This window comes from Thermococcus sp. MV11, from assembly GCF_012027285.1.
GTDB lineage: Archaea > Methanobacteriota_B > Thermococci > Thermococcales > Thermococcaceae > Thermococcus > Thermococcus cleftensis.
In genome coordinates this window covers 390,943-411,898 of record NZ_SNUD01000002.1, presented here as the reverse complement: position 1 = coordinate 411,898, position 20,956 = coordinate 390,943, and the positions used below count along the sequence as shown (strand labels likewise).

Here is a 20,956-nt window from a genome sequence, read left to right as displayed (position 1 = left end):
TGGAAGATGGACCCGATAGTTTACGTATCCCTTGGAGCCGCCCTTGCGGCCGGTCTTGCCGGAGCCGCTTCGGCCTTCGGTGTTGGTATAGCAGGCGCAGCCGCAGCTGGAGTCGTCGCCGAGGACGAGAAGAACTTCAAGAACGCGCTGATACTCGAGGGTCTGCCCATGACCCAGAGTATCTACGGTCTCATCACCCTGTTCCTTATCCTGATGGTCTCAGGAATCCTCGGTGGCGGCTTCAAGTTCACCGACCCGACCAACATGGACAACATCGTTAAGAGCGCCATACTCCTCGGTGCCGGTCTCGTGGTTGGCCTCACCGGCCTCTCGGCAATACCGCAGGGTATCATAGCCAGCGCTGGAATCGGTGCCGTCGCCAAGAACCCGAAGACCTTCACCCAGGGCATCATCTTCGCCGCTATGGCCGAGACCATGGCAATCTTCGGTCTCGTCGGAGCCTTGATAATGATAGTCACCGGAGTCGGCTTCTGACTCCGTCCAACTTTCTTTACAGCCAGGGGAGGAAGGAAGATGGAAGGGGCAGAGCTGATCATTCAGGAGATAAACAGGGAAGCGGAGCAGAAGATACAGTACATACTCAGCGAGGCCAGGGAGGAGGCGGAGCAGATTAAGGAGGAGGCCAGGAAGAGGGCCGAGGCCAGGGCCGAGTGGATAATGCGAAAGGCCCAGACCCAGGCCGAGATAGAGAGGCAGAGAATAATCGCCAACGCCAAGCTGGAGGTCAGGAAGAAGCGCCTCCAGGTTCAGGAGGAGCTGATTCAGGAGGTCATCTCAGCTCTCCGCGAGAGGCTGGCCGAGCTTCCCGAGGAGGAGTACTTCCCGATGCTCATCGACCTGGCGGTTGGAGCCGTTAAGGAACTCGGCTCTGAGAGCTTTGTCCTTCGCTCCAACGAGAAGACCCTGGAACTGCTTTCCAACAGACTCGACGAGTTCAGGAAGGCCCTCGCCGAGAGGCTCGGGAAGGAGGTTGAGGTCGCCCTCGGCGAGCCGGTGCAGACTATCGGAGGCCTCATCGTTGAGACCCCCGATGGCTCCGTCAGGGTTGATAACACGTTTGAGGCCAGGATAGAGAGGTTCGAGGGCGAGCTGAGGGCCGAGATAGCCAAGGCTCTCTTCGGGTGAGGGCGATGGAACCAGGAGCCGTGAGCGGAATACTCAACACCACCCTCGCAGTGGTCTTCACCTGGGTGGGCTACAAGACGGCCAAGATAGTCTGGAAGTACACGCCCTACTCCTATCCAAACGCTAGGATAAAGGCGATGGAAGCGAAGCTCCTGACCGAGCAGAGGTTCAACGAGTTGGCCGAGAGCAGGACGCTCCAGAACTTCGTGGTCAGCCTGGAGGATACCGACTACAGGGACTACTTCGCGGACCTCTCGAGCTACGACATCGAGTCGATAGAGAGGGCCCTCGAGAGGGCCTTGGCCGGAACCTACGAGCTTATGGTTAAAATCCTCCCGAAGAGGTCCGCCCCCTTCTTCAGGCTCATGCTTGAGGAGTGGGACGTCAGGAACATAGCGAGCGTCGTCAAGGCCAAGCTCGCGGGCGAACCGGCCAGTGATTACGTCGTCGAGCTGGGAACGATGCTCCCCAAGGTCAAGGCCATGGCAGAGGCCAAGACCATGGAGGAGATACTCGTTATCCTGGAGGGCACCCCCTACGAGGAGCCCTACCAGAAGCTTCTCCTGGGCGAGATGAGCCTTAGGGAGTTCGAGACCGAGCTCTACAAGATGCACTACGCCAAGCTGCTCAACTATGCCCTCTCCAGGAAGGAGGACGAGAGGGTGATCCTCGAGGAGTTCGTGAGGCTCAGGATAGACAAGCTGAACCTCCTCACCGTTCTCAGGGCAAAGTCCGCAGGAATGGCCGCGGAGGAGATAAAGCCCATGCTCATTCCGGGTGGAAGCGTCAAGCTCGACCCGCTCCTCCACGTCGATGACCTGGGAATGGCCCTGGCCGAGCTGGACTCCACCAAGTACGGTAAGGTTATCCGCGACGTCAGGGAGGAGGTGGAGAGGGACCTCGGAGTCCTCGAGAGGGCCCTGGAGAGGCACATCGTGGAGAGGCTTAGTGAGCTCAACAGGTTCTACCCGCTCAGCGTCGCTACACCGCTCGGCTACGTCCTCCAGAAGGAGAGGGAAATCCGGAAGCTCAGGGCCATAGCCAAGCTCATCAGCGATGGCCTCGAGCCCGAGAGGATAAAGGAGATGGCGGGTGATGCCTCATGAAGATAGCCGTGCTGGGGGACAGGGACACGGCGCTCGGCTTCAAGCTGGCCGGCGCCCACGAGGTTTATTCCTTTGACGACACGCCTCTCGAGCTGGAGAGGCTGAGAAACAAGCTGAAGGAGCTCATAGAGAGGGGCGACGTGGGAATAATACTCATAACCGAGAGGTTCGCCCAGAAGGTTGAGCTCCCAGAGGTTACCCTCCCGATCATTCTTCAGGTGCCGGACAAGTCCGGCTCTAAGTTCGGTGAAGAGGCGATTAAGGAGATAGTTAGGAGGGCAATTGGTGTTGAGCTGAAGAGGTGAAGGGAAATGGGAAGGATAATTCGCGTTACCGGTCCGCTCGTCGTTGCCGACGGAATGAAAGGATCGAAGATGTACGAGGTCGTTCGCGTCGGCGAAATGGGGCTCATCGGAGAAATCATACGCCTCGAGGGCGACAGGGCTGTTATCCAGGTCTACGAGGAAACCGCCGGTATAAAGCCCGGGGAGCCGGTCGAGGGAACTGGCGCTTCGCTGAGCGTTGAGCTCGGTCCCGGACTGCTCACCGCGATGTACGATGGAATTCAGAGGCCACTTGAGGCCCTCAGGGAGCTGAGCGGCGACTTCATAGCGAGAGGTCTCACCGCCCCGGCCCTGCCGAGGGACAAGAAGTGGCACTTCACCCCGAAGGTTAAGGTCGGGGACAAGGTCGTTGGCGGCGATATACTCGGTGTCGTTCCCGAGACCAGCATCATCGAGCACAAGATACTCGTTCCGCCCTGGGTCGAGGGTGAGATCGTCGAGATCGCCGAGGAGGGTGACTACACCGTCGAGGAGGTCATAGCCAGGGTCAAGAAGCCTGACGGAAGCATCGAGGAGCTTAAGATGTACCACAAGTGGCCCGTCCGTGTCAAGAGGCCCTACAAGAGGAAGCTCCCGCCCGAGGTTCCGCTCATCACCGGACAGAGGACTATAGACACCTTCTTCAGCCAGGCCAAGGGTGGAACGGCCGCTATTCCGGGCCCATTCGGTTCCGGAAAGACCGTTACCCAGCACCAGCTGGCCAAGTGGAGTGACGCCCAGGTCGTCGTTTACATAGGTTGCGGTGAGCGCGGAAACGAGATGACCGACGTGCTTGAGGAGTTCCCGAAGCTCAAGGACCCGAAGACCGGAAAGCCGCTCATGGAGAGGACGGTTCTCATAGCCAACACCTCCAACATGCCGGTCGCGGCGCGTGAGGCTTCCATCTACACCGGAATCACCATAGCCGAGTACTTCCGCGACCAGGGCTACGACGTGGCTCTTATGGCCGACTCCACCTCGAGATGGGCCGAAGCTTTGCGTGAGATTTCTGGAAGGCTTGAGGAGATGCCCGGTGAGGAGGGTTACCCGGCCTACCTCGCGAGCAAGATTGCCGAGTTCTACGAGCGTGCCGGTCGCGTCGTCACCCTTGGAAGCGACGAGAGGATAGGCAGTGTCTCCGTCATCGGTGCAGTCTCGCCGCCGGGTGGAGACTTCAGCGAGCCTGTCGTTCAGAACACCCTGCGTGTCGTCAAGGTCTTCTGGGCCCTCGATGCAGACCTTGCTCGTAGGAGGCACTTCCCGGCAATAAACTGGCTCAGGAGCTACTCGCTCTACGTGGACTCCATCAAGGACTGGTGGCACAAGAACGTCGATCCCGAGTGGAAGGCCATGAGGGACAAGGCGATGGAGCTTCTCCAGAAGGAGGCCGAGCTCCAGGAGATAGTCAGGATCGTCGGTCCCGATGCACTGCCGGACAGGGAAAAAGCGGTGCTTATCGTCACCAGAATGCTCCGTGAGGACTACCTCCAGCAGGACGCTTTCGATGAGGTGGACACCTACTGCCCGCCCAAGAAGCAGGTCACCATGATGAGGGTTATCCTCAACTTCTACGAGAAGACCATGCAGGCCGTCGATAGGGGAGTTCCCGTTGATGAAATAGCCAAGCTCCCGGTCAGGGAGAAGATAGGACGTATGAAGTACGAGCCCGACCTTGAGAAGGTCAGGGCCCTCATAGACGAGACAAACGCTCAGTTTGAGGAGCTCTTCAAGAGGTACGGGGCGTGATGCTGATGCCGGGAATGGAGTACTCCACCGTTAGCAAGATTTACGGCCCGCTGATGATAGTCCAGGGCGTCAAGGGCGTTGCCTACGGTGAGGTCGTCGAGATAGAGACCGAGAGCGGCGAGAAGAGGAAGGGGCAGGTGCTTGAGGCCAGGCAGGACATGGCCATCGTCCAGGTCTTCGAGGGGACCCGTGATTTGGACATCAAGAGCACCCGCGTCCGCTTCACCGGCGAGACCCTCAAGGTTCCGGTTTCAATGGACATGCTCGGCAGGATATTCAACGGTATCGGGAAGCCCATCGATGGCGGACCGGAGATTATCCCGGAGGACAGGCGCGACGTCCACGGCGCTCCCCTCAACCCGGTCGCGAGAGCCTACCCGAGGGACTTCATACAGACCGGTGTCTCGGCCATAGATGGAATGAACACCCTCATTCGCGGCCAGAAGCTTCCGATATTCAGCGGTTCGGGTCTGCCACACAACATGCTCGCTGCACAGATAGCGAGGCAGGCCAAGGTTCTCGGCGACGAGGAGCAGTTCGCTGTCGTCTTCGCGGCAATGGGTATCACCTACGAAGAGGCCAACTTCTTCAAGAAGAGCTTCGAGGAGACCGGTGCCATCGAAAGGGCCGTCCTGTTCCTCAACCTCGCCGACGACCCGGCAATCGAGCGTATCATTACCCCGCGTATGGCGCTGACGGTTGCGGAGTACCTCGCATTCGACTACGACATGCAGGTGCTGGTTATACTCACCGACATGACCAACTACGCGGAAGCTCTGCGTGAGATTTCAGCGGCGAGAGAAGAGGTTCCGGGCAGGCGCGGTTATCCGGGTTACATGTACACCGACTTGGCCACCATCTACGAGCGCGCTGGAAGGGTCAAGGGCAGGAAGGGAAGCATAACCCAGGTGCCCATTCTGACGATGCCGGACGACGACATAACCCACCCCATTCCCGACCTGACCGGATACATCACCGAGGGTCAGATAGTCCTCAGCAGGGACCTCCACAGGAAGGGTATCTACCCGCCCATTGATGTCCTTCCGTCGCTCAGCCGTCTGATGAAGGACGGTATCGGTAAGGGAATGACGAGAGAAGACCACCCGCAGCTCAGCCAGCAGCTCTACGCCGCCTACGCCGAGGGAAGGAGCCTCAGGGATCTCGTCGCCGTCGTCGGTGAAGAGGCATTAAGCGAGACCGACAGGAAGTATCTCAAGTTCGCCGAGCGCTTCGAGAAGGAGTTCGTCGCCCAGCGCTACGACGAGGACAGGAGCATCTTCGAGACCCTCGACCTAGGCTGGGAGCTCTTGGCAGAGCTTCCGGAGAGCGAGCTCAAGCGTGTCAGGAAGGAGTACATCCTCAAGTACCACCCCAAGTACAGGAAGAGGGAGGGCTGACCTCCCTTCAACCTCTAGGTGGTCGAGATGGCAGAGCTGCTCAACGTCAAGCCCACCCGTATGGAGCTCCTGAACCTCAAGAGGCGCATTAAGCTGGCCAAGAAGGGTCACAAGCTCCTCAAGGACAAGCAGGACGCCCTGATAATGGAGTTCTTCACGATCTACGACGAGGCCCTCCAGCTTAGGGAAGAGCTCGGCAGGAAGATGGAGGAGGCGTTCAGGGCGCTCCAGGCGGCGGAGATGGACGTCGGAACGCTCCGCCTCAGGGAGATAGGCCTCTCGGTGAAGCCCAACAGGGAGGTCGAGATAAGGAAGAGGAACGTCATGGGCGTTCCTGTTCCGCTCATAGAGGCAGAATCCTTCCGGAGGAGCACGAGCGAACGCGGCTACGCCTTCGTCTCCAGTTCGGCCAGGGTAGATGCTGCGGCCGAGAAGTTCGAGGAGGTTCTTGACTTAGCCGTCCGCCTGGCCGAGGTCGAGGAGACCCTCAAGAGGCTCGCGAGGGAGATAGAGGTCACCAAGAGGCGCGTCAATGCCCTTGAGTACATCATAATCCCGCGCATGGAGGCGACGGTGAAGTTCATCAAGCAGCGCCTCGACGAGATGGAGCGCGAGAACTTCTTCAGGCTGAAGAGGGTCAAGGCCCTCATCGAGGCCAGAACCCAGGCCGAGGGCTCCTGACGGGGCAACCCTTTTATTCCTCTCCTCCATTTCTCTCCGGTGGTGGCATGACGGAGAAGCTGTTCTATGCCGACGCTTACCTCAGGGAGACCGAGGCAGTAATCAGGGACGTTGAAGTTGAGAGGGAGAGGGTCAGGGTTCTCCTCGACAGGACAGTATTCTACCCCGAGGGCGGCGGCCAGCCCTCCGACAGGGGGACAATAGTGGGTGAGGGCTTCAGGATTCTCGTGAACAGCGTCAGGGGCAAGGAGGAGGTATGGCACGAGGGAAAGCTTGAAGGCCGCCCTCCCGAACCAGGGGAATCCGTGAGACTGCTCCTCGACTGGAAGTGGCGCTACGAAAACATGCGCCAGCACACCGGCCAGCACATACTCTCCGCGGTTTTCAAGGAGCTTTACGACGCCAACACGACCGGCTTCCAGATATTCGAGACCCACAACAAGATAGAGATCGACTATCCCGGCGAGCTCTCCTGGGAGATGGTTCTCGAAGCCGAGAGGAGGGCGAACGAGGTAGTATGGCGCAACGTCCCGGTTCGGATCGAGGTTTACCGGGAGCTCCCCGAAGAGCTCCGGAAGGAACTTCGGAAAGAACTGTCTGATAAGGTGAAGCCGCCCATAAGGATAGTCTCGATCCCCGGTGTCGATGTGACCCCCTGTGGCGGAACCCACGTGAGGAATACTGGTGAGGTAGGTTTCATCAAGGTTGTCAGGTTCTACCGCAAGAGCAGGAAGCTCTGGAGGATAGAGTTCGTCTGCGGCGGCAGGGCGCTGAAGTACCTCGATGAACTCCTGGGCGACTACTGGGAATCCCTGGACGAGATGCCCAACAAGAACCGCCCCCTGCTCGAGCGGGTGAGGGACCTAAAGGCAGAGGTAAAGCGCCTGGAGGAGGAAAAGGACGACCTGAGGCGGGAACTCTGGAGGTGGAAGGCTAAGGCACTCCTGGAAGAGGCCAGGGAAATCGGTGGGGTGAGGGTGGTCTCGTACGTTGAGGAGGCTCCGATGAAGGACGCCCAGGCCTTCGTGGTGTACCTCGTGGACAAGAACCCGAACACGGTGGCCATGGTGGCCGGGGAGAACTACGTGATATTTGCCAAGAACGAGAACGTTGGGGCGGTCTCAATGAAGGAACTGCTCAGGGAGGTTCTGTCAGAGGCCGGTGGCGGCGGGGGCGGCAGTGAAGTGCTCGCGAGGGGAGGCGGCTTTGCAGCATCGCCGGGGGAGGTTCTGGAGCTGGCCCTTGAAAAATTGAGGGGGAAGCTTTCCCCCTGAACTCTATCCCCTCGACAGGAACCTCTCCTCCAGCTCGCGGTTTATCAGGACGAAGGCGAGGGCGAAGACCACGAGGGCGAGACCGATGGGCACTATCATCCACCAGGCCATGCTGTATATCGCGTTCTGGCTGAGCACCATTCCCAGCATCGTTCCCCAGTTGAATCCGGGCGCGACCCTGAAGAAGCCCAGTATCGATATCAGCGCGATGACCTTGGGTGCGAAGAGCGAGAGCTGGTAGATTGAGTACGGCCCGACTATCCTCAGTATGTGCCTCCGGAGTATCCACTTCCTGTCGGCGCCCAGGCTCTCAGCCGCGGCCACGTACTCCTTGTTGAGCTCTGTCCTGACTATAGCCCCCACGTTCCTTGCTATCTTCCCGAAGAGCAGAAACGCCAGCGCCGGCACGAAGGCCCACATGGGTATCGTTATCCTGGCGTTGTAGGACACGCTCCCGGTCAGGGGTATGAGGGCTATCATGAAGGGTATGACGGGGATTATTGTGGAGAGCTTCGATATGGAATCCACGGCCGTTCCGGCCTTTCCCCTAAGTGAGGCGGCGAGGCCGGCGAGCGTTCCAAGGGCCACAGCCACCACCGCCGTGAGGTAGACGAGGATTACCGTCTGCCTCGCCCCCCACAGGAATGCCGCACCGACGTCCCTGCCGTAGGTGTCGGTTCCCAGGATACCGTAGGTGGCTCCTACTATTTTGACCGTTGAGTTCAGCGCCCCCTCGACGGTTATCGTGTAAACCCCGTGTTCCGGAACGACCTCTCCGCTCAGGTTCACGAAGAACAGCGGCTTCAGGCCCATTCTAAAGGCCGTGTCCTCCATTCTGAACTCCACTCCCCTGTCTTCAGCTATCTCCATCAGCACCTGCCACTGATAGGCGAGGGAGACTTCATCGGAGGTTCCCCTGTAGAACTGGTAGCTCTCCCCTGAGGGCGTCGTCACCGTTACCGTCACGGGCCTTCCCTCGGTTCTGTTGAACTTCACTATTATGTCCTGGGGTGGCTTTGAGTACCTGAAGTCGTACTCGAAGGCCTGAAGGCCCGGCTGACTCTTTACAGGGGCCAGTTCCTCCGTTGGAGGCAGGCTCTTTCCGAAGAGGTTCACCCACGAGGGCGGAACGAGCTTGGGGTTGTCCTTCCAGTAGAGGCCGTTGTACCAGTTCTCTATCTTCTCCTCGTTCACGAAGTAGGGGGCGATGAACGCTGCGATGGTGTATATCACGATGATGGCCACTCCCAGCCTGAGCTTGCTGGTTCTCATTGCCTCTCCCCTCCCGAGCGCGGGTCCAGGTAGAGGTACAGGCCCTCCATCACCACGGCGTTGATGAAGTAGAACAGCATCATAACCGCCGTCGCGAAGAACAGGATCTCGGGTGCATAGGCAAAACCGAACCCGTCCCCAATGCGGGTCAGCCCGAATGAAATCGCCATCAGGTAGCCGAGGCCGTGTATGTTGAATATAACCTCGATGAGCATCATTCCTGTCAGTATCTCCAGGAAGTTGTACGTCGTGAATGTCAGGAACGCCGGTAAAGCGGTTCTGAGGAGTTTGCGCATTATCCTCCCCTCCGGCAGTCCCCTCGCGACGTCATAGAGCACGTGGTCGCCGTTGCGCTCGTTCACTATCATGTTCCTGACGTTGAACGCGTACTCCCACAGGCTCGAGAACACCAGCGTGAGCACCGGAAGGGCCAGGGCCCTGAGGTAGGTGCTCGTGGATAGGGTTCCGTGCACCTCCGCCCAGTTGATGGTGCCCTCGAAGTTGATGGGGAACAGGGAGAGCTTCCAGTAGAAGAGGAACAGGAACACCACGCCTATGAACCAGGAGGGCATGGCCGAGAAGGTTGGCGCGAGCACCGAAACGACTTTATCGGCCCACCCCCGGTAGTAGCCTGCCCTCAGCCCCAGGAAAAGCCCTATCGCGAGGAGGAAGACCTCGGTCAGCACGAGGAGGGCGAAGCTCTTGACGACGAAGGTCTCCAGGCTCTCCCCCCTCACCTCCGGCGGGTCCCTCAGGAACTTCCACGTGGCCGAGAAGTAGCCGCCTATAGTGTCCAGCAGGCTACTGTCGTTTTTCAGGTAGAACTTGTAGACCTTTCCGAGGTCGTTCCTTTCAATCCGCAGTTCTCCACCCGCTATGATGGTTCCGACCACGAGAAGGGCGAGGAACAGGATTAAAAGATTCTTCATGATTACTCTGGCAACGGCTCCGGGTTTAGCCATGTTCCCACCCGGAAGTGACATCGATGTACTCTTTAAAACATTTACGAACCTGAGTAATTTTCGTCCGGTAGAAGAAGGAAATATAAATCAACGGTTCCTGGAAAATTAAAGCGTCACTCCGGGAAGAGCGTATCAAGCCCCAATTTCCGGTATACGAACTTTTTCTGCTCCGCAGGTACCACGGGCCTTGAGGTTTCCTTCTCCGCCTTCTCCCTGTCCATGAGGCCGTAGCGAACCAGGGCGGCTATTCTGCGGTGCTCGAAGCTATGGCCGTGCTTCTCCCAGTAGCGCTCCAGGGCCGGACCGAGGACGAGGCAGTTGGTGGTGTAGCCAGGCAGCTCGGGGAACTCGAAGGGGAGCCTCTCCAGGATTTCAAGCCTCTCCTTCTCGGTCATCATGGAGAGGAGTCTTATCTGGGTCACCCCGCCGCTCATGAGCCTGTACGGGTGGTGGCCGAAGGGAAGCTCGTGGCCGGTGATGATGTACTTATAGCCGTTTTTGAGGGCGTACTTCCTCAGCTTCTCCATCGTTCTCCTGGAGCAGCGCCTGCAGGGCGATTCTGCCTTGAGAAGGGCCTCGCGGAAGATGTCGGAGTAGTCGTAGCGGAGAACCTTGAACGGAACGCCCAGCGCTCTGGCGGTTCTTTCAGCGTTCTCTATGGCCTCCCTTGCCATCAGGCCGTGGTCTATCATCACCGCCTCGAGCTCGGGAACCCTGTAGACCTCCTTTGCCAGATAGAGCGCTACGGTACTGTCCTTTCCGCCGGAGTAGGCAACGATTGCCCTGTCCACGTCCTTCATAAGCTCCTCCAGCTCGGCGCGGATCCTTTCCCTGTCCACCGGGTGTCTCAGATAGACCTGGCACTCCCTGCATATCGGCCTTCCGTCGATGATGTCTATCTTCGCCGTCCTCTCGTCGTGAACGCAGAGTGAACACCTTAGCATGGTGGGGAGGGAGAAGAAAGCTCTTAAAAGCTTTATCTGGGCAGTTTTGGCACCTTGGACTTGAGCTTCCCCGTGGTGTCCTTCGCCCTCTTCACGGTCTCATCGGTCTTCCTCTTGCCCTTCCTAGTCGCGAAGAAGCCAACCGTTGCTATGGCATTCCTCAGCAGTATCCCACGGTTGTTCCTGGCTATGAACCAGCCAAAGAGCAGGCCAAACGCTAGACCCGCCAGCCAGAGGGAGAGAATGAAGGTGTTGGCGCTCATACCGTTTGGGCTGAGGGTTACGGAGAAAGCTTTGTAGGCGAGGGCAAAGGCGACGACGAAGATCGTTTCGAGCAGTATCGACAGCTTGGTCGCCATTCCGATTATTCCCAGAACCGTGCTGTCCTCGGTGTACTCCTCTATGATTCTCTGGTCGTGGAGGCCGTAGACGAGGGTTCTCGTGATGTTTGCCCCGCTCCTGAAGGCGAGGAAGGCGAAAACGGCCGCGCTCCAGCTGACTCCCCAGAGCTTCCATAACGCCCAGGCTCCAACGGCTATCCAGACAAGGGTGTAGAGCCTCTCGATGCCCTTCTTCTCGTTCTCAGGAACCTCGAGGCGGAGAACCTTCCTCCAGGCCATTCCCGTCAGGCTTCCAAAGGCCCTCATCAGCATCAGGGATAGGTTGATGAAGAGAAACGCCGTCAGGAAGAGGAATGCAAAGAGCTCCCGCAGCACGGGGTATCCCCCCTGTCCCTCTGGTTTTATTTTGCTCAGCACTTATTTAACGCTTCCCCTCAGCGCTTCAGGAACTCCTCCTCTATCTTCCTGCTCAGCGACACGAAGGAGAGCGCCAGAAGGCCTATGGAAACGCCCACCGGAACCACCTGCCACCACGCCAGCCGGTAGGTTGCGCCCTCCCTTATCGTCTGGCTCATTATGGTGCCCCAGTTGAAGCCCGGCACGATGTTGAAGAAGCCCAGGAGAGTTATGAACGCTATCGTCCCGGGGACGGCCAGGGCGAACTGGTAGATGGCGTAGGGCACCAGAACCCTTGAGACGTGCTTCCGGAGAATCCAGAGGGAACTCCCGCCGAGCGCCTTGGCCGATTCGACGTACTCCTTTCTGAGCTCCTCCTCGACCATCGAGCGGACGTTCCGCGAGACGTTTCCCATCATGAGAACTCCTACGATAATGGCTATTGCGAGGGGGCTGGCCTTGATGACGTAGTTCTCGTCTATCGCCGCCGCCATGACCACCGCGGACACCGCCACCGGAAGAACCGGGGTTACCGTCACGAGCCGTGAGATGAAATCCGCTATCCTACCCACCCAGCTGGAGAGGACGCTCAGCGTTCCCAGAATCAGGGCCAGACCAACCGTTGCGAGGGAGCCGAGGATAGCTATGGTTATGGTTTCTCTCATTCCCCATATGAAGCCTGTCCAGACGTCTCTCCCGACGGTGTCGGTTCCCAGGAGACCGTAGCTCTTTCCGAGCACCCTTATCTTCGGCTCTTTCTCCGGACCTTCGACCACTATCAGGTACCGCCCCTTCAGGAATTCCGGGTGATCCAGGCAGTCTTCGGTGGGCTTCGAGAATATTATGTTAAAGGCGTCGTGGAACAGCAGGTTCCCGCCTTCGGGCGTCACGTTGCACTTCTCCTCGGCTATTCTGACGAACACACCGGGGTTCTTGGAGAAGTGTATCTCACCGAAAACGTAGCCGTCCCAGAGGACGTATTCCCGCCCGTCTGGTCCGATTATCTTTATCCTCATCACTCCCGTCGAGTTCGGAATGAAGATTATGTCCGAGGGTGCGGAGGAGTAGTGGAAGTCGTAGGTGAAGACGAACTCTCCGGCCTGACGCTCCCCCTGGAGCCACTCCGTCCTCGGCAATCCTGCAAGCTCGCCGTACCATTCCGGGGGAACGCCTATCGGGTTAAGACGCCAGTAGCCCAGGTTGTCCCAGTTCTCAACGTCCTCGCGGTTCAGGGTGAGGGGGCCGATGATGGAGACGATGAGGAAGGAGACGATTATCGCCACCGCCGCCGGGGTCGAGATGTTTCTCTCAAACATTCCGCCTCACCCTGGGGTCGAGCTTCAGGTAGAGGGCCTCCATAACCGTCGAGTTGATGAAGTATAGCAGAACCATGACGAGGGCGACGAAGAATATGTACCTGCCGTTGAAGGTGAACGTCTGTGTTATCTCGCCGCCGGGTGACGGGTGGTAGTTCTTTCCAGCGGAGCAGGCGAAGACGTAGCCTATGCCGTTCACGTTGAAGAGCTTCTCGACGGCCATCGCGTTTATCAGGAGGCTGAGGAAGTTGTAGCTTGTAAAGGTTAGGAAAGATGGAAGGACTGTTCTGAGGAGCTTTTTCATTATCCTTTTGTCGGGAAGGCCCTTGAGCACGTCCGCGAAGAAGTGCTCCTCGTGGGTTTCCCTCTTCACCAGGGTTCTCACGTTGAAAGCGTATATGACGACGTTGGCGAAGGTCAGCGTCAGGACCGGGAGGAGAAGGGCGTTCAAATAGGTAAAAACGCTTATCTCCCCGGTCGCCTTGGCGCGGGCGATGTAGCTCATGTAGTCTATCGTGGAAAGATCCAGCCGCCACCAGAGCGTCCACAGGAGAAATATTGCCCAGAACCAGCCGGGAATTGCGGAGAATATCGGTGCCAGTGTGGAAAGAACCTTGTCCCACCGGCCTCCCCGATAGCCAGCCTTCAAGCCCCAGTAGAGGCCCAGCAGGAACACCATCGCCATAGTCAGGAGGAGAACGATGAAGGTCGTCAGGATAGCCTTTTCCGGCGTCGTCATGAAGACCTCCTCGAAACTCTCCCTGGGGCTGGGGTTGTATATCCTGGCCTCCATGTCGCCCTGCTTCGCGACGATGACCGTTCCTTTCTTCCTGCTGAAGAGGGCGAACGAAAAGTTGGCGTACTCGTAGGTTTTTTCCAGGCTTTCTCTTATCCCCATCTCCCCCTCCACTGGAACGCCGAGCTTGTTCATCTCGATCGAGTTTATCTTGTGCTCGGCCTGGGCGATTAGAACACCCGTGATGACGAGAACAATTATTAGCAGTGTTACGTTCTCCAGGACTTTACCAATGAATCTCATTCCTGGAGCACCGTGGTAAAATACTCACCTCGCTTAAAAAGCTTTCCATCTGTGAATAAACAGGAAACTTTGGGCGTGTTTGGACATTTGATGTAAAAAATGATAACTGAGGTTACGCTCTCTCCCTCTTCATCGCCGGTGCGACGTCCCTCGCAACGCGCCTCGCGCTGAACAGTGTCAGCGGGTCCATCGTCCTGTAGACTGCGAGCTGGCAGCCGCTTATGCGGACGTCTATGTACTTCTTTGCCTCCATTGCGGCCTTCAGGTAGTCCCTCACGCTCTCTGCCCGCTCGAAGTCGAGGCCGGCCTTTCTCAACCGCTCGACGTTCAGCTCGTGAATCGTGAGGGGCTGGAGCATCATCTCGTCTATTCCAAGGGAAGCTGCCAACTCGGCTATCTTCGGTATGTCCTCGTCGTTTATGCCGGGCATGAAGATGGTTCTCACGACCGAGCGGACGCTCTTATCTGAGCCGACTATTCTAAGCGCATTCACGACGTTTTCAAAGGTGTCGGCGTTGGTTATCATCAAATGCTTCTCCCTGCTTGCCGCATCAAGGCTTATCATCACGAGGTCGAAGTCGAGCTTCTCCCACAGCTCCTCGGTGAGAAGGGAACCGTTCGTCTGAAGATCGAGCCTCGCCTCGGGAAAGCGCTCGCGGAGTATCTTGTTCACTTCGACTATGCGCGGGCTTATGAGCGGCTCGCCGTACTGTGAAACGGTTATGGCGTACGGCCTCTCCCAGCCGTAGTAGCCGGGCTTTGGGGCCTTTTCGAGCTTTACTGCAACGTTTGAGTAGCAGAATATGCAGTCGTGGTTGCACGCCGGCGTGAGCTCGTAGCTCGGGTGGTGAACGGGGTTGGGGTTGCTCAGATCGAGACCCTGACAGCCCTGACAGTGGGTGGGGAACTTCAGATCCATCACGAACCTCTTTAGAAGCCTCGCCTCCTCGTTCTCGAGGATTTGCGGTTCCACGCCCATGCTCCTCGCGAACTCCTCCCAGCTCATCTTCTTCATTCTCTCACCGGCCGAAACAGAAAAAAGGGGTTTAAAAACCTGATTGGTCAGAGCAGTCCCCTGAGCTGGAAGCCGTCGAAGACCGGCCCGTCGCGGCAGACGAGGTACTTTCCAAGGTTGCAGGAGCCGCAGACGCCGATTCCGCACTTCATGTAGCGCTCCGCCGAAACCTGGACGTTCTCGTAGTTCATAACCTCCAGCACCGCTTTGAGCATCGGCTCCGGGCCGCAGGCGTAGACCTGGTCAAACTCGTTCTTTCTCTCCGCCAGCACGTCCGTTGGGAAGCCCTTTCTGCCAGCGGAGCCGTCGTCGGTGGTGATTATCACCTCGTCCACGTACTCTTCAATGTCCATCAACGCAAGCTCCTCCCGGCTTTTTGCACCGTATATCAGGGTCACTTCCTCGAATCTCCCCCGGTGCTGCCTTGAGAAGGCGTAGAGTGGTGGAATTCCTATGCCGCCGCCGACGAGCGCTACCTTTTCCCCCTCTGGCTTGAAACCCCTGCCGTAGGGCCCGCGGATCCAGAGGTGGTCTCCCTCAGCCAGCTCGAAGAGCCTCGACGTGAAGGGGCCAACGCGCTTGACGACTATCAGGTCCCTCCAGGCCAGGCTGAAGGGCTTCTCACCGACCCCCGGAAGCCAGGCCATTATGAACTGTCCGGCGGTAAATTCGAGCCTCTTATCGAAGCGGAAGGCTTTAACGTCCCTGGCAACGTCCCAGACTTCCCTAAGGGTTACCCTTTCCAGCATTTATCCTGACCCCCTCCGGCTTTCCCACGATTTCATCTTCCTCCATAACAACCCTTCCCCTGAGAAGGGTCATCAATACCTTTCCCTTCAGCTTTCTTCCCTCCCACGGGCTCCACTTAGCCTTCGTGTAGAACTCCTCCGGCTTAACCGTCCATTCCCGCTTGAGGTCCACCACGGTGAAGTCCGCGTCCTTTCCCAACCCAAACCCCTTGTTCCTTATTCCAAATATTCTAATTGGATTCGTGTGCATCTTTTCAACGATGTCTGAAAGCTCGAGCATTCCCCTGTTCACCGCGTCGAGGAGAAGCGCCACCTCCGTTTCCAGCCCTGGTATCCCTGCCGCCCCCGATTCCTTGTCCTCCGGCGTGTGGGGTGCGTGGTCGCTCGCTATTATCGGAACCCGCGAGAAGTTCTCCCAGAGGGCCCTCCTGTGCTCCTCGTCCCTCAGCGGAGGATAAACCTTGAGGAGAGGGTTCCCCTCGAAGTCCTTTCTCGTCAGAAAGAGATGGTGAGGGGTAACCTCGAAGCTCACCCAGGGTAGGTTTCTCCGCAGTATCGCCTCGATTCCACCAGTAGTTGATACATGGCAGACGTTGAGGGGCTTTTTCAATTTTTCCGCCGCGTTCAAGGCCCTGTTTATTGCCCTTACCTCGGCATCGGGTGGCCTCTCGGGGTTCCCTGCTATTACCTCCGCGTCCTCGGCGTGGACGCTAACGACGCCCGGAGAGCAGGAGTAGTCCGACTCAAAATCTTCTGAAAAGATTCCGCCAGTTGAGGCCCCCATGAAGATTTTGTAGAAGTCTGCCTCGGCTTTTCTCGCCTCGACGCAGTTGCCGTTTAGGAGGAAGCTCAGGGCGTAGTCGGCGTAGGATTTTCTGGCGAAAAGCTCTGCCCGCCTTCGAAATGTCTCGGAATCAATCACTGGCGGATCCGTGTTGGGCATGTCGAAGACAACTGTTATTCCTCCGTGTAGGGCTGCCATCGTCCCTGTTTCCACCGTTTCCTTCTCTCTCTGCTCGAAGTCCCTCAGGTGGACGTGGACGTCTATCAAACCCGGGAGTACGACCTTTCCACGGCCAATTTGAATGATTTCTTCTCCCTTCAGATCGCCCCTTGAGACGCGCAGAATCCTGCCGCCAGAAACCCCTATGCTTCCTTCTATCAGTTTCCCACCCGTCAGGAATCGCCCTTTCAGAATCAGGTCGTACATAATGCCCGCACGCGTTTTGATGAGTTGGCATTTTAAGTTTTTTGCCTCCATGGGATTGGAAGCTGATGTTGAAAAGCCCCCTAATGATTTTTTGGGCTTTCTACAAACCTAATCGTCCTTAATAGGGCTTTTAGCGGCCTGTCAATTTGGTTGGCTTATAACTATTGGGACAGGCTGTCGCATTTCTAGTTTTGAACATTCTAACCTTTGATCCCTCGAATCGGCTGCATGTCCTCTTGTTTTCATCGACGTTACTTTTACAAGAACGTAACCCTTAAATAGGCTTTCAATGTATATCCTCATGCCATTATACACCACATATGGCAACATTGCCAAAAAGTGAAGGAGGCAGTGGAGTATGAAGAAGGCTTTGGGATTGTTTGTTATGGGTTTGATGTTGTTTAGTTTGTTTGCCGTCCACTCCGTCAGTGCGGCGGACTACACGCCGAAGGACATACCGCTGGACAGCGATGAGGCCAAGGCCAGGTTTAAGGCAGACCTCCAGTGGTACCTCAAGTACGGTCACTTTGTGATCAGCAACGGTCCGTACATTCTTGACATGTATGCTCCTGAGAACCTTTACCTTAAGCTCGTCAAGTTCAACGGTCAGAGGAACACTTTCAATGACGACCCCAAGCTCCCGAAGGACGGTTACGCTGATGTTATCGAGTACCAGGGTGTTCAGAACGAGGAGACCATAATCCTCCAGGTTGCCAAGGGTGAGTTCGACATTGGACTCTTCGCCTTCGGCGCCAACAAGTACCAGGGCCTCGGAAGTGACGTTCTCGCCAACCTCAACCTCTACAAGAGCGCCAGCTCCTCCGTCGAGCTGAGCATCAACCCGTACAAGGACCCCGACAAGGACATACCGATCGTTACCGTCGGTGACAGTGTTTACTTCAACCCGTTCGCCATCAGGGAAGTCAGGTTCGCCATGAACTGGCTCATCAGCAGGAACTACATAATCCAGAACATCTACCAGGGTAGCGGTGCCCCGGCCCTCAGCGGTATCACCCCGAGCGACCCGGCCGCCAAGTACTTCACCCCGGTCTATGAGGCTCTCCACCTCACCGCCGACGGAAACGAGGACCTCGCCCTTAAGATGATAAGCGACGCCCTCCAGGAGGCTGCCGACAAGCTCAAGGCCGAGGGCTACACCCTTGAGAAGAGGGACGATGGCTACTGGTACTTCGAGGGTCAGCCGGTTGAGGTTAAGTTTGTTATCCGTACCGAGGACGAGAGGAAGGACATAGGCCTTTACATCTCCGACCTCCTCGAGAAGAAGGTCGGATTCAAGGTTGATAGGATGCTCCTTGACAGGCAGAAGGCCAGCGAGATAGTCTTCAGGAAGCCGATCAGCACTTACGAGTGGAACCTTTACACTGGTGGTTGGGGTGCCGGTGGTCTTGGAAGCATGTACCCGGACTGGCAGATTTACTACTGGTACTCCCCGCTTGGCTACTACCCGAACTTCCAGGACCCGAGGCACCAGCCTGACGTCACCGTCGAGGACGCTCTCAAGTTCATAGGTGACGGTAGCGTTACCGCCGGCCTGCAGAAGCTCCAGACCAAGTACTACACCAGCGAGGAGAGCCTCGGCCCGATAATTAACTGGACCACCAAGGAGATCGGTTACCTCCTGCTCATGACCCAGTACACTGACCCGGCCACCAACACCACCATAGTCCTCAACAACGCCGACCAGTACTGGGACCTCCAGAAGATAGGCCTTACCATCGGTATCATGGACAGCGTCAGGATCTTCCTCGTTGAGAACTGGGAGTTCTACCCGGTTAACAAGGAGAGGGTCACCGACATCATCAGCGACCCGAGCGTTGGTATCGCCAGCAGGTGGAGCATAATGAGCGCCAAGACCCCGGACAAGCACCTTAAGGTCGCCCAGTTTGCCTCGACCGGTGCCCTCTTCATGAGCGCCTTCAACCCGGTCGGTGGTATCACCGACGTTTACAGCACCAGGCTCTGGAACCTCATCCACGACACCGGTGGAACCATCAACTTCGACGGTATCTACGTCCCGTACAGGTGCAAGTGGACCCTTGAGAAGGGTGAGTTCAAGGTTCCGGACGATGCCGTCATCTACAACCAGACCCAGGGCTGGATCACCGCCCACGCCGGCGAGACGGCCAACGTCAAGGTTACCGTCACCTGTGACATGGGCGAGTGGCAGAACGGCGTGAAGATGACTATTGACGATATCAAGTACTACATCGCCTTCGTCTACACCTGGGCTTACAAGGACACCCCGGACGACCCGTACTACGACAGCTCCCTCAGCTCGACCGCCGCTACCTACCAGACCTACCTCGGCTTCCAGTTCAACGACAACGGCTACGTGGTCTACGGAAACTACGTGCACCCGTTCGCCGACGACCTGACCGCCAGCAACTACATAATCTACCCAAGCATGCCTTGGGAGATGTACTGGGCCATGGGTGAGCTCGTCGCCAACAGCGACGCCTACGACGCCAGCAGCAAGTACTCCTTCAGCAGCAGCGGTGAGGGCCTCCTCCAGCTCGACCTCCTCACCAAGCAGCACGTCGATGACCTCGCCAAGGTTATCCTCAAGATCTCTGGCCTCACCTGGGACGAGATAACCAGCACCACGACCACAACCGAGACCGGCCCGAGCGTCACCACTCCGACCACTCCGACTGAGACCCCAACCGGTGGCGACAACACCACCACCTACGTCGTCGTCGGCCTGGTGATAATCATCATCGCCGCGGCCGCCTGGTACTTCACCAAGAAGAAGTGATTTCGTTCTTTTCCTACCTTTTTGTTTGCTTTTCTCCAGAATATCCTTTGGAACCCCTAATGCCCCGTGCCCTTCAAATGCGCTTTTGTGGCCATTTTGGGAAAATGTGTACATTGATGCAGTAAGATATATAAAGCCGGTTTTACAATGCTGAAAAAGATGCTCTAAAACACGACCAACCTGCTGTTTGGGGGTGAAAAGATGGGGTATCTCAAGTACCTGCTGTTTAGAATTGCAAACGCAATCCTCGTTCTGTTGATAGTGACGTTTATCATCGCGGCCCTCTTCGTGAAGGTCGCGGAGCAGAGCAACCTAGCAAAGATGAACGATGAGATGATGCAATGGGACAGAACCACCGGTCAGAATATCCTGAGAACCCAGGGTCAGGACGCTTATGAGAAGGCCAAGGCAGAGTATGAGGAGTTCTTGAGGGAGAAGTACGAACTCAATCTCCCCTACTGGCAGAAGGTGTATAACAAAGCAATCCGCACTCTCAAGCTGGATTTTGGAACAACCACGACCCCAATTTTTGGAACCAACGACGTGGCTGAAATCATCAAGGTTGCCGTTCCGAGGAGTGTTCTGCTCTTCACGACCGCCACGATAATCGTCATCATACTCGGTATATTCCTCGGTGTCAGGGCGGCGAGACACGCCGGCAGTGTCTTCGACAGGGGGCTTTCCGTGTTCGCCCTTATCACCTACAGTCTTCCGATGTGGTGGACGGGAATGATGTTCCTCCTGATATTCGCCTACAAGCTCGGCTGGTTCCCGCTCAGTTCGATGTTCGACCCACAGCTCACGGGCTGGGCACACGTTAAGGACGTTATATACAAGCTCACCCTTCCAGTTCTGACCTACGTCTTCGTTGCCTTCGGCGGCTGGGCTTGGACGACCAGGAACATCATGATAGGCACCCTCCAGGAGGACTTTATCATGGCCGCTAGGGCCAAAGGTATCCCCGAGCACAAGATCATCTACGGCCATGCCCTCCGCGCGGCAGCGCCGCCGATAGTGACCATGATCATCTTCGCCCTCCTCGGTTCACTTGGTGGTGCGATCATCAGTGAGCTCGTCTTCAACTACCCTGGAATGGGCAGGCTCTACTGGGTCGCCCTCCAGCAGAACGAGACCAATCTCCTCATAGGACTGACGTACTTCTTCACGGTGCTCTACCTGGCTGGAGTCGTCCTCGCTGATATGATCTACGGATTCCTTGACCCGCGTGTCAAGGTCGGTGCTTCCTCCAAGATGTGAGGTGAT

At 57.2% G+C, this 20,956-nt stretch carries 19 protein-coding genes; 10 read left to right on the top strand and 9 right to left on the bottom strand.

Going from position 1 to position 20,956, the window contains the following annotated elements:
• Positions 1–6: 6 nt before the first annotated feature.
• From E3E27_RS07385 to E3E27_RS07350, 8 genes are read left to right on the top strand one after another with little or no spacing between them, the layout of a single operon-like run.
• On the top strand, positions 7–495 hold the full coding sequence (locus E3E27_RS07385; protein ID WP_014788773.1) for a V-type ATP synthase subunit K: 489 nt from the start codon (positions 7–9) through the stop codon (positions 493–495).
• 39 nt (positions 496–534) lie between these two features.
• On the top strand, positions 535–1,146 hold the full coding sequence (locus E3E27_RS07380) for a V-type ATP synthase subunit E (RefSeq protein WP_167774023.1): 612 nt from the start codon (positions 535–537) through the stop codon (positions 1,144–1,146).
• A gap of 5 nt (positions 1,147–1,151) precedes the next feature.
• On the top strand, positions 1,152–2,252 hold the full coding sequence (locus E3E27_RS07375; protein WP_167774022.1) for a V-type ATP synthase subunit C: 1,101 nt from the start codon (positions 1,152–1,154) through the stop codon (positions 2,250–2,252).
• Complete coding sequence (locus tag E3E27_RS07370; protein WP_014788770.1) at positions 2,249–2,557, top strand: V-type ATP synthase subunit F; 309 nt, start codon at positions 2,249–2,251, stop codon at positions 2,555–2,557. The genes E3E27_RS07375 and E3E27_RS07370 overlap by 4 nt, the downstream gene beginning before the upstream one ends.
• Before the next feature lie 6 nt (positions 2,558–2,563).
• Complete coding sequence (locus tag E3E27_RS07365) at positions 2,564–4,321, top strand: ATP synthase subunit A (protein ID WP_014788769.1); 1,758 nt, start codon at positions 2,564–2,566, stop codon at positions 4,319–4,321.
• Positions 4,322–4,326: 5 nt separating this feature from the next.
• A complete protein-coding gene (locus tag E3E27_RS07360; protein ID WP_167774097.1) occupies positions 4,327–5,718 on the top strand; it encodes an ATP synthase subunit B in 1,392 nt (463 codons plus the stop codon).
• A gap of 27 nt (positions 5,719–5,745) precedes the next feature.
• Complete coding sequence (locus E3E27_RS07355) at positions 5,746–6,399, top strand: V-type ATP synthase subunit D (RefSeq protein WP_014788767.1); 654 nt, start codon at positions 5,746–5,748, stop codon at positions 6,397–6,399.
• A gap of 47 nt (positions 6,400–6,446) precedes the next feature.
• Positions 6,447–7,673 (top strand): DHHA1 domain-containing protein, encoded by a 1,227-nt coding sequence (locus E3E27_RS07350; RefSeq protein ID WP_167774021.1) that lies wholly within the window; start codon positions 6,447–6,449, stop codon positions 7,671–7,673.
• A 3-nt stretch (positions 7,674–7,676) separates the two neighbouring features.
• Here E3E27_RS07350 and E3E27_RS07345 read toward each other — a convergent pair whose 3' ends face one another.
• The 9 genes from E3E27_RS07345 to E3E27_RS07305 all read right to left on the bottom strand — a co-directional run bounded on the left by E3E27_RS07345 (position 7,677) and on the right by E3E27_RS07305 (position 16,917).
• Positions 7,677–8,945, bottom strand: coding sequence for an ABC transporter permease (locus E3E27_RS07345; RefSeq protein WP_167774020.1), 1,269 nt, complete (start codon positions 8,943–8,945; stop codon positions 7,677–7,679).
• Complete coding sequence (locus E3E27_RS07340) at positions 8,942–9,907, bottom strand: ABC transporter permease (protein ID WP_167774019.1); 966 nt, start codon at positions 9,905–9,907, stop codon at positions 8,942–8,944. The genes E3E27_RS07345 and E3E27_RS07340 overlap by 4 nt, the downstream gene beginning before the upstream one ends.
• A gap of 113 nt (positions 9,908–10,020) precedes the next feature.
• Complete coding sequence (locus E3E27_RS07335; RefSeq protein WP_167774018.1) at positions 10,021–10,851, bottom strand: ATP-binding protein; 831 nt, start codon at positions 10,849–10,851, stop codon at positions 10,021–10,023.
• 32 nt (positions 10,852–10,883) lie between these two features.
• Positions 10,884–11,567 carry a hypothetical protein gene (locus E3E27_RS07330; RefSeq protein WP_167774017.1) on the bottom strand — a complete coding sequence of 228 codons (684 nt, stop codon included), beginning with the start codon at positions 11,565–11,567 and terminating at the stop codon, positions 10,884–10,886.
• Positions 11,568–11,626: 59 nt separating this feature from the next.
• Entirely contained in the window at positions 11,627–12,904 is a 1,278-nt protein-coding gene (locus tag E3E27_RS07325) for an ABC transporter permease (RefSeq protein WP_167774016.1), read from the bottom strand.
• Positions 12,897–13,943 (bottom strand): ABC transporter permease, encoded by a 1,047-nt coding sequence (locus E3E27_RS07320; RefSeq protein ID WP_167774015.1) that lies wholly within the window; start codon positions 13,941–13,943, stop codon positions 12,897–12,899. The genes E3E27_RS07325 and E3E27_RS07320 overlap by 8 nt, the downstream gene beginning before the upstream one ends.
• A gap of 112 nt (positions 13,944–14,055) precedes the next feature.
• Complete coding sequence (locus tag E3E27_RS07315) at positions 14,056–14,958, bottom strand: radical SAM protein (RefSeq protein WP_167774014.1); 903 nt, start codon at positions 14,956–14,958, stop codon at positions 14,056–14,058.
• 47 nt (positions 14,959–15,005) lie between these two features.
• Positions 15,006–15,707: a dihydroorotate dehydrogenase electron transfer subunit gene (locus tag E3E27_RS07310; protein ID WP_167774013.1), complete on the bottom strand. Its 702-nt coding sequence runs from the start codon at positions 15,705–15,707 to the stop codon at positions 15,006–15,008.
• Positions 15,685–16,917 (bottom strand): dihydroorotase, encoded by a 1,233-nt coding sequence (locus tag E3E27_RS07305; RefSeq protein WP_167774012.1) that lies wholly within the window; start codon positions 16,915–16,917, stop codon positions 15,685–15,687. Before E3E27_RS07305 ends, E3E27_RS07310 begins: the two co-directional genes overlap by 23 nt.
• A 358-nt stretch (positions 16,918–17,275) precedes the next feature.
• Here E3E27_RS07305 and E3E27_RS07300 point away from each other — a divergent pair, with 358 nt between their 5' ends.
• The gene (locus tag E3E27_RS07300) at positions 17,276–19,693 is read left to right on the top strand and encodes an ABC transporter substrate-binding protein (protein WP_167774011.1); all 2,418 of its coding nucleotides are present in this window, start codon (positions 17,276–17,278) and stop codon (positions 19,691–19,693) included.
• A gap of 201 nt (positions 19,694–19,894) precedes the next feature.
• A complete protein-coding gene (locus tag E3E27_RS07295; RefSeq protein ID WP_014788755.1) occupies positions 19,895–20,950 on the top strand; it encodes an ABC transporter permease in 1,056 nt (351 codons plus the stop codon).
• Positions 20,951–20,956 lie beyond the last annotated feature (6 nt).

What these genes read in the sequence shown, in the direction of transcription:
- E3E27_RS07340 (WP_167774019.1), bottom strand. Translation starts at nt 9,907, where the DNA reads ATGGCTAAACCCGGAGCCGTTGCCAGAGTAATCATGAAGAATCTTTTA.
- E3E27_RS07380 (WP_167774023.1), top strand. Translation starts at nt 535, where the DNA reads ATGGAAGGGGCAGAGCTGATCATTCAGGAGATAAACAGGGAAGCGGAG.
- E3E27_RS07320 (WP_167774015.1), bottom strand. Translation starts at nt 13,943, where the DNA reads ATGAGATTCATTGGTAAAGTCCTGGAGAACGTAACACTGCTAATAATT.
- E3E27_RS07335 (WP_167774018.1), bottom strand. Translation starts at nt 10,851, where the DNA reads ATGCTAAGGTGTTCACTCTGCGTTCACGACGAGAGGACGGCGAAGATA.
- E3E27_RS07325 (WP_167774016.1), bottom strand. Translation starts at nt 12,904, where the DNA reads ATGTTTGAGAGAAACATCTCGACCCCGGCGGCGGTGGCGATAATCGTC.
- E3E27_RS07315 (WP_167774014.1), bottom strand. Translation starts at nt 14,958, where the DNA reads ATGAAGAAGATGAGCTGGGAGGAGTTCGCGAGGAGCATGGGCGTGGAA.
- E3E27_RS07370 (WP_014788770.1), top strand. Translation starts at nt 2,249, where the DNA reads ATGAAGATAGCCGTGCTGGGGGACAGGGACACGGCGCTCGGCTTCAAG.
- E3E27_RS07345 (WP_167774020.1), bottom strand. Translation starts at nt 8,945, where the DNA reads ATGAGAACCAGCAAGCTCAGGCTGGGAGTGGCCATCATCGTGATATAC.
- E3E27_RS07375 (WP_167774022.1), top strand. Translation starts at nt 1,152, where the DNA reads ATGGAACCAGGAGCCGTGAGCGGAATACTCAACACCACCCTCGCAGTG.
- E3E27_RS07365 (WP_014788769.1), top strand. Translation starts at nt 2,564, where the DNA reads ATGGGAAGGATAATTCGCGTTACCGGTCCGCTCGTCGTTGCCGACGGA.
- E3E27_RS07310 (WP_167774013.1), bottom strand. Translation starts at nt 15,707, where the DNA reads ATGCTGGAAAGGGTAACCCTTAGGGAAGTCTGGGACGTTGCCAGGGAC.
- E3E27_RS07350 (WP_167774021.1), top strand. Translation starts at nt 6,447, where the DNA reads ATGACGGAGAAGCTGTTCTATGCCGACGCTTACCTCAGGGAGACCGAG.
- E3E27_RS07300 (WP_167774011.1), top strand. Translation starts at nt 17,276, where the DNA reads ATGAAGAAGGCTTTGGGATTGTTTGTTATGGGTTTGATGTTGTTTAGT.
- E3E27_RS07305 (WP_167774012.1), bottom strand. Translation starts at nt 16,917, where the DNA reads ATGTACGACCTGATTCTGAAAGGGCGATTCCTGACGGGTGGGAAACTG.
- E3E27_RS07385 (WP_014788773.1), top strand. Translation starts at nt 7, where the DNA reads ATGGACCCGATAGTTTACGTATCCCTTGGAGCCGCCCTTGCGGCCGGT.
- E3E27_RS07355 (WP_014788767.1), top strand. Translation starts at nt 5,746, where the DNA reads ATGGCAGAGCTGCTCAACGTCAAGCCCACCCGTATGGAGCTCCTGAAC.
- E3E27_RS07360 (WP_167774097.1), top strand. Translation starts at nt 4,327, where the DNA reads ATGCCGGGAATGGAGTACTCCACCGTTAGCAAGATTTACGGCCCGCTG.
- E3E27_RS07295 (WP_014788755.1), top strand. Translation starts at nt 19,895, where the DNA reads ATGGGGTATCTCAAGTACCTGCTGTTTAGAATTGCAAACGCAATCCTC.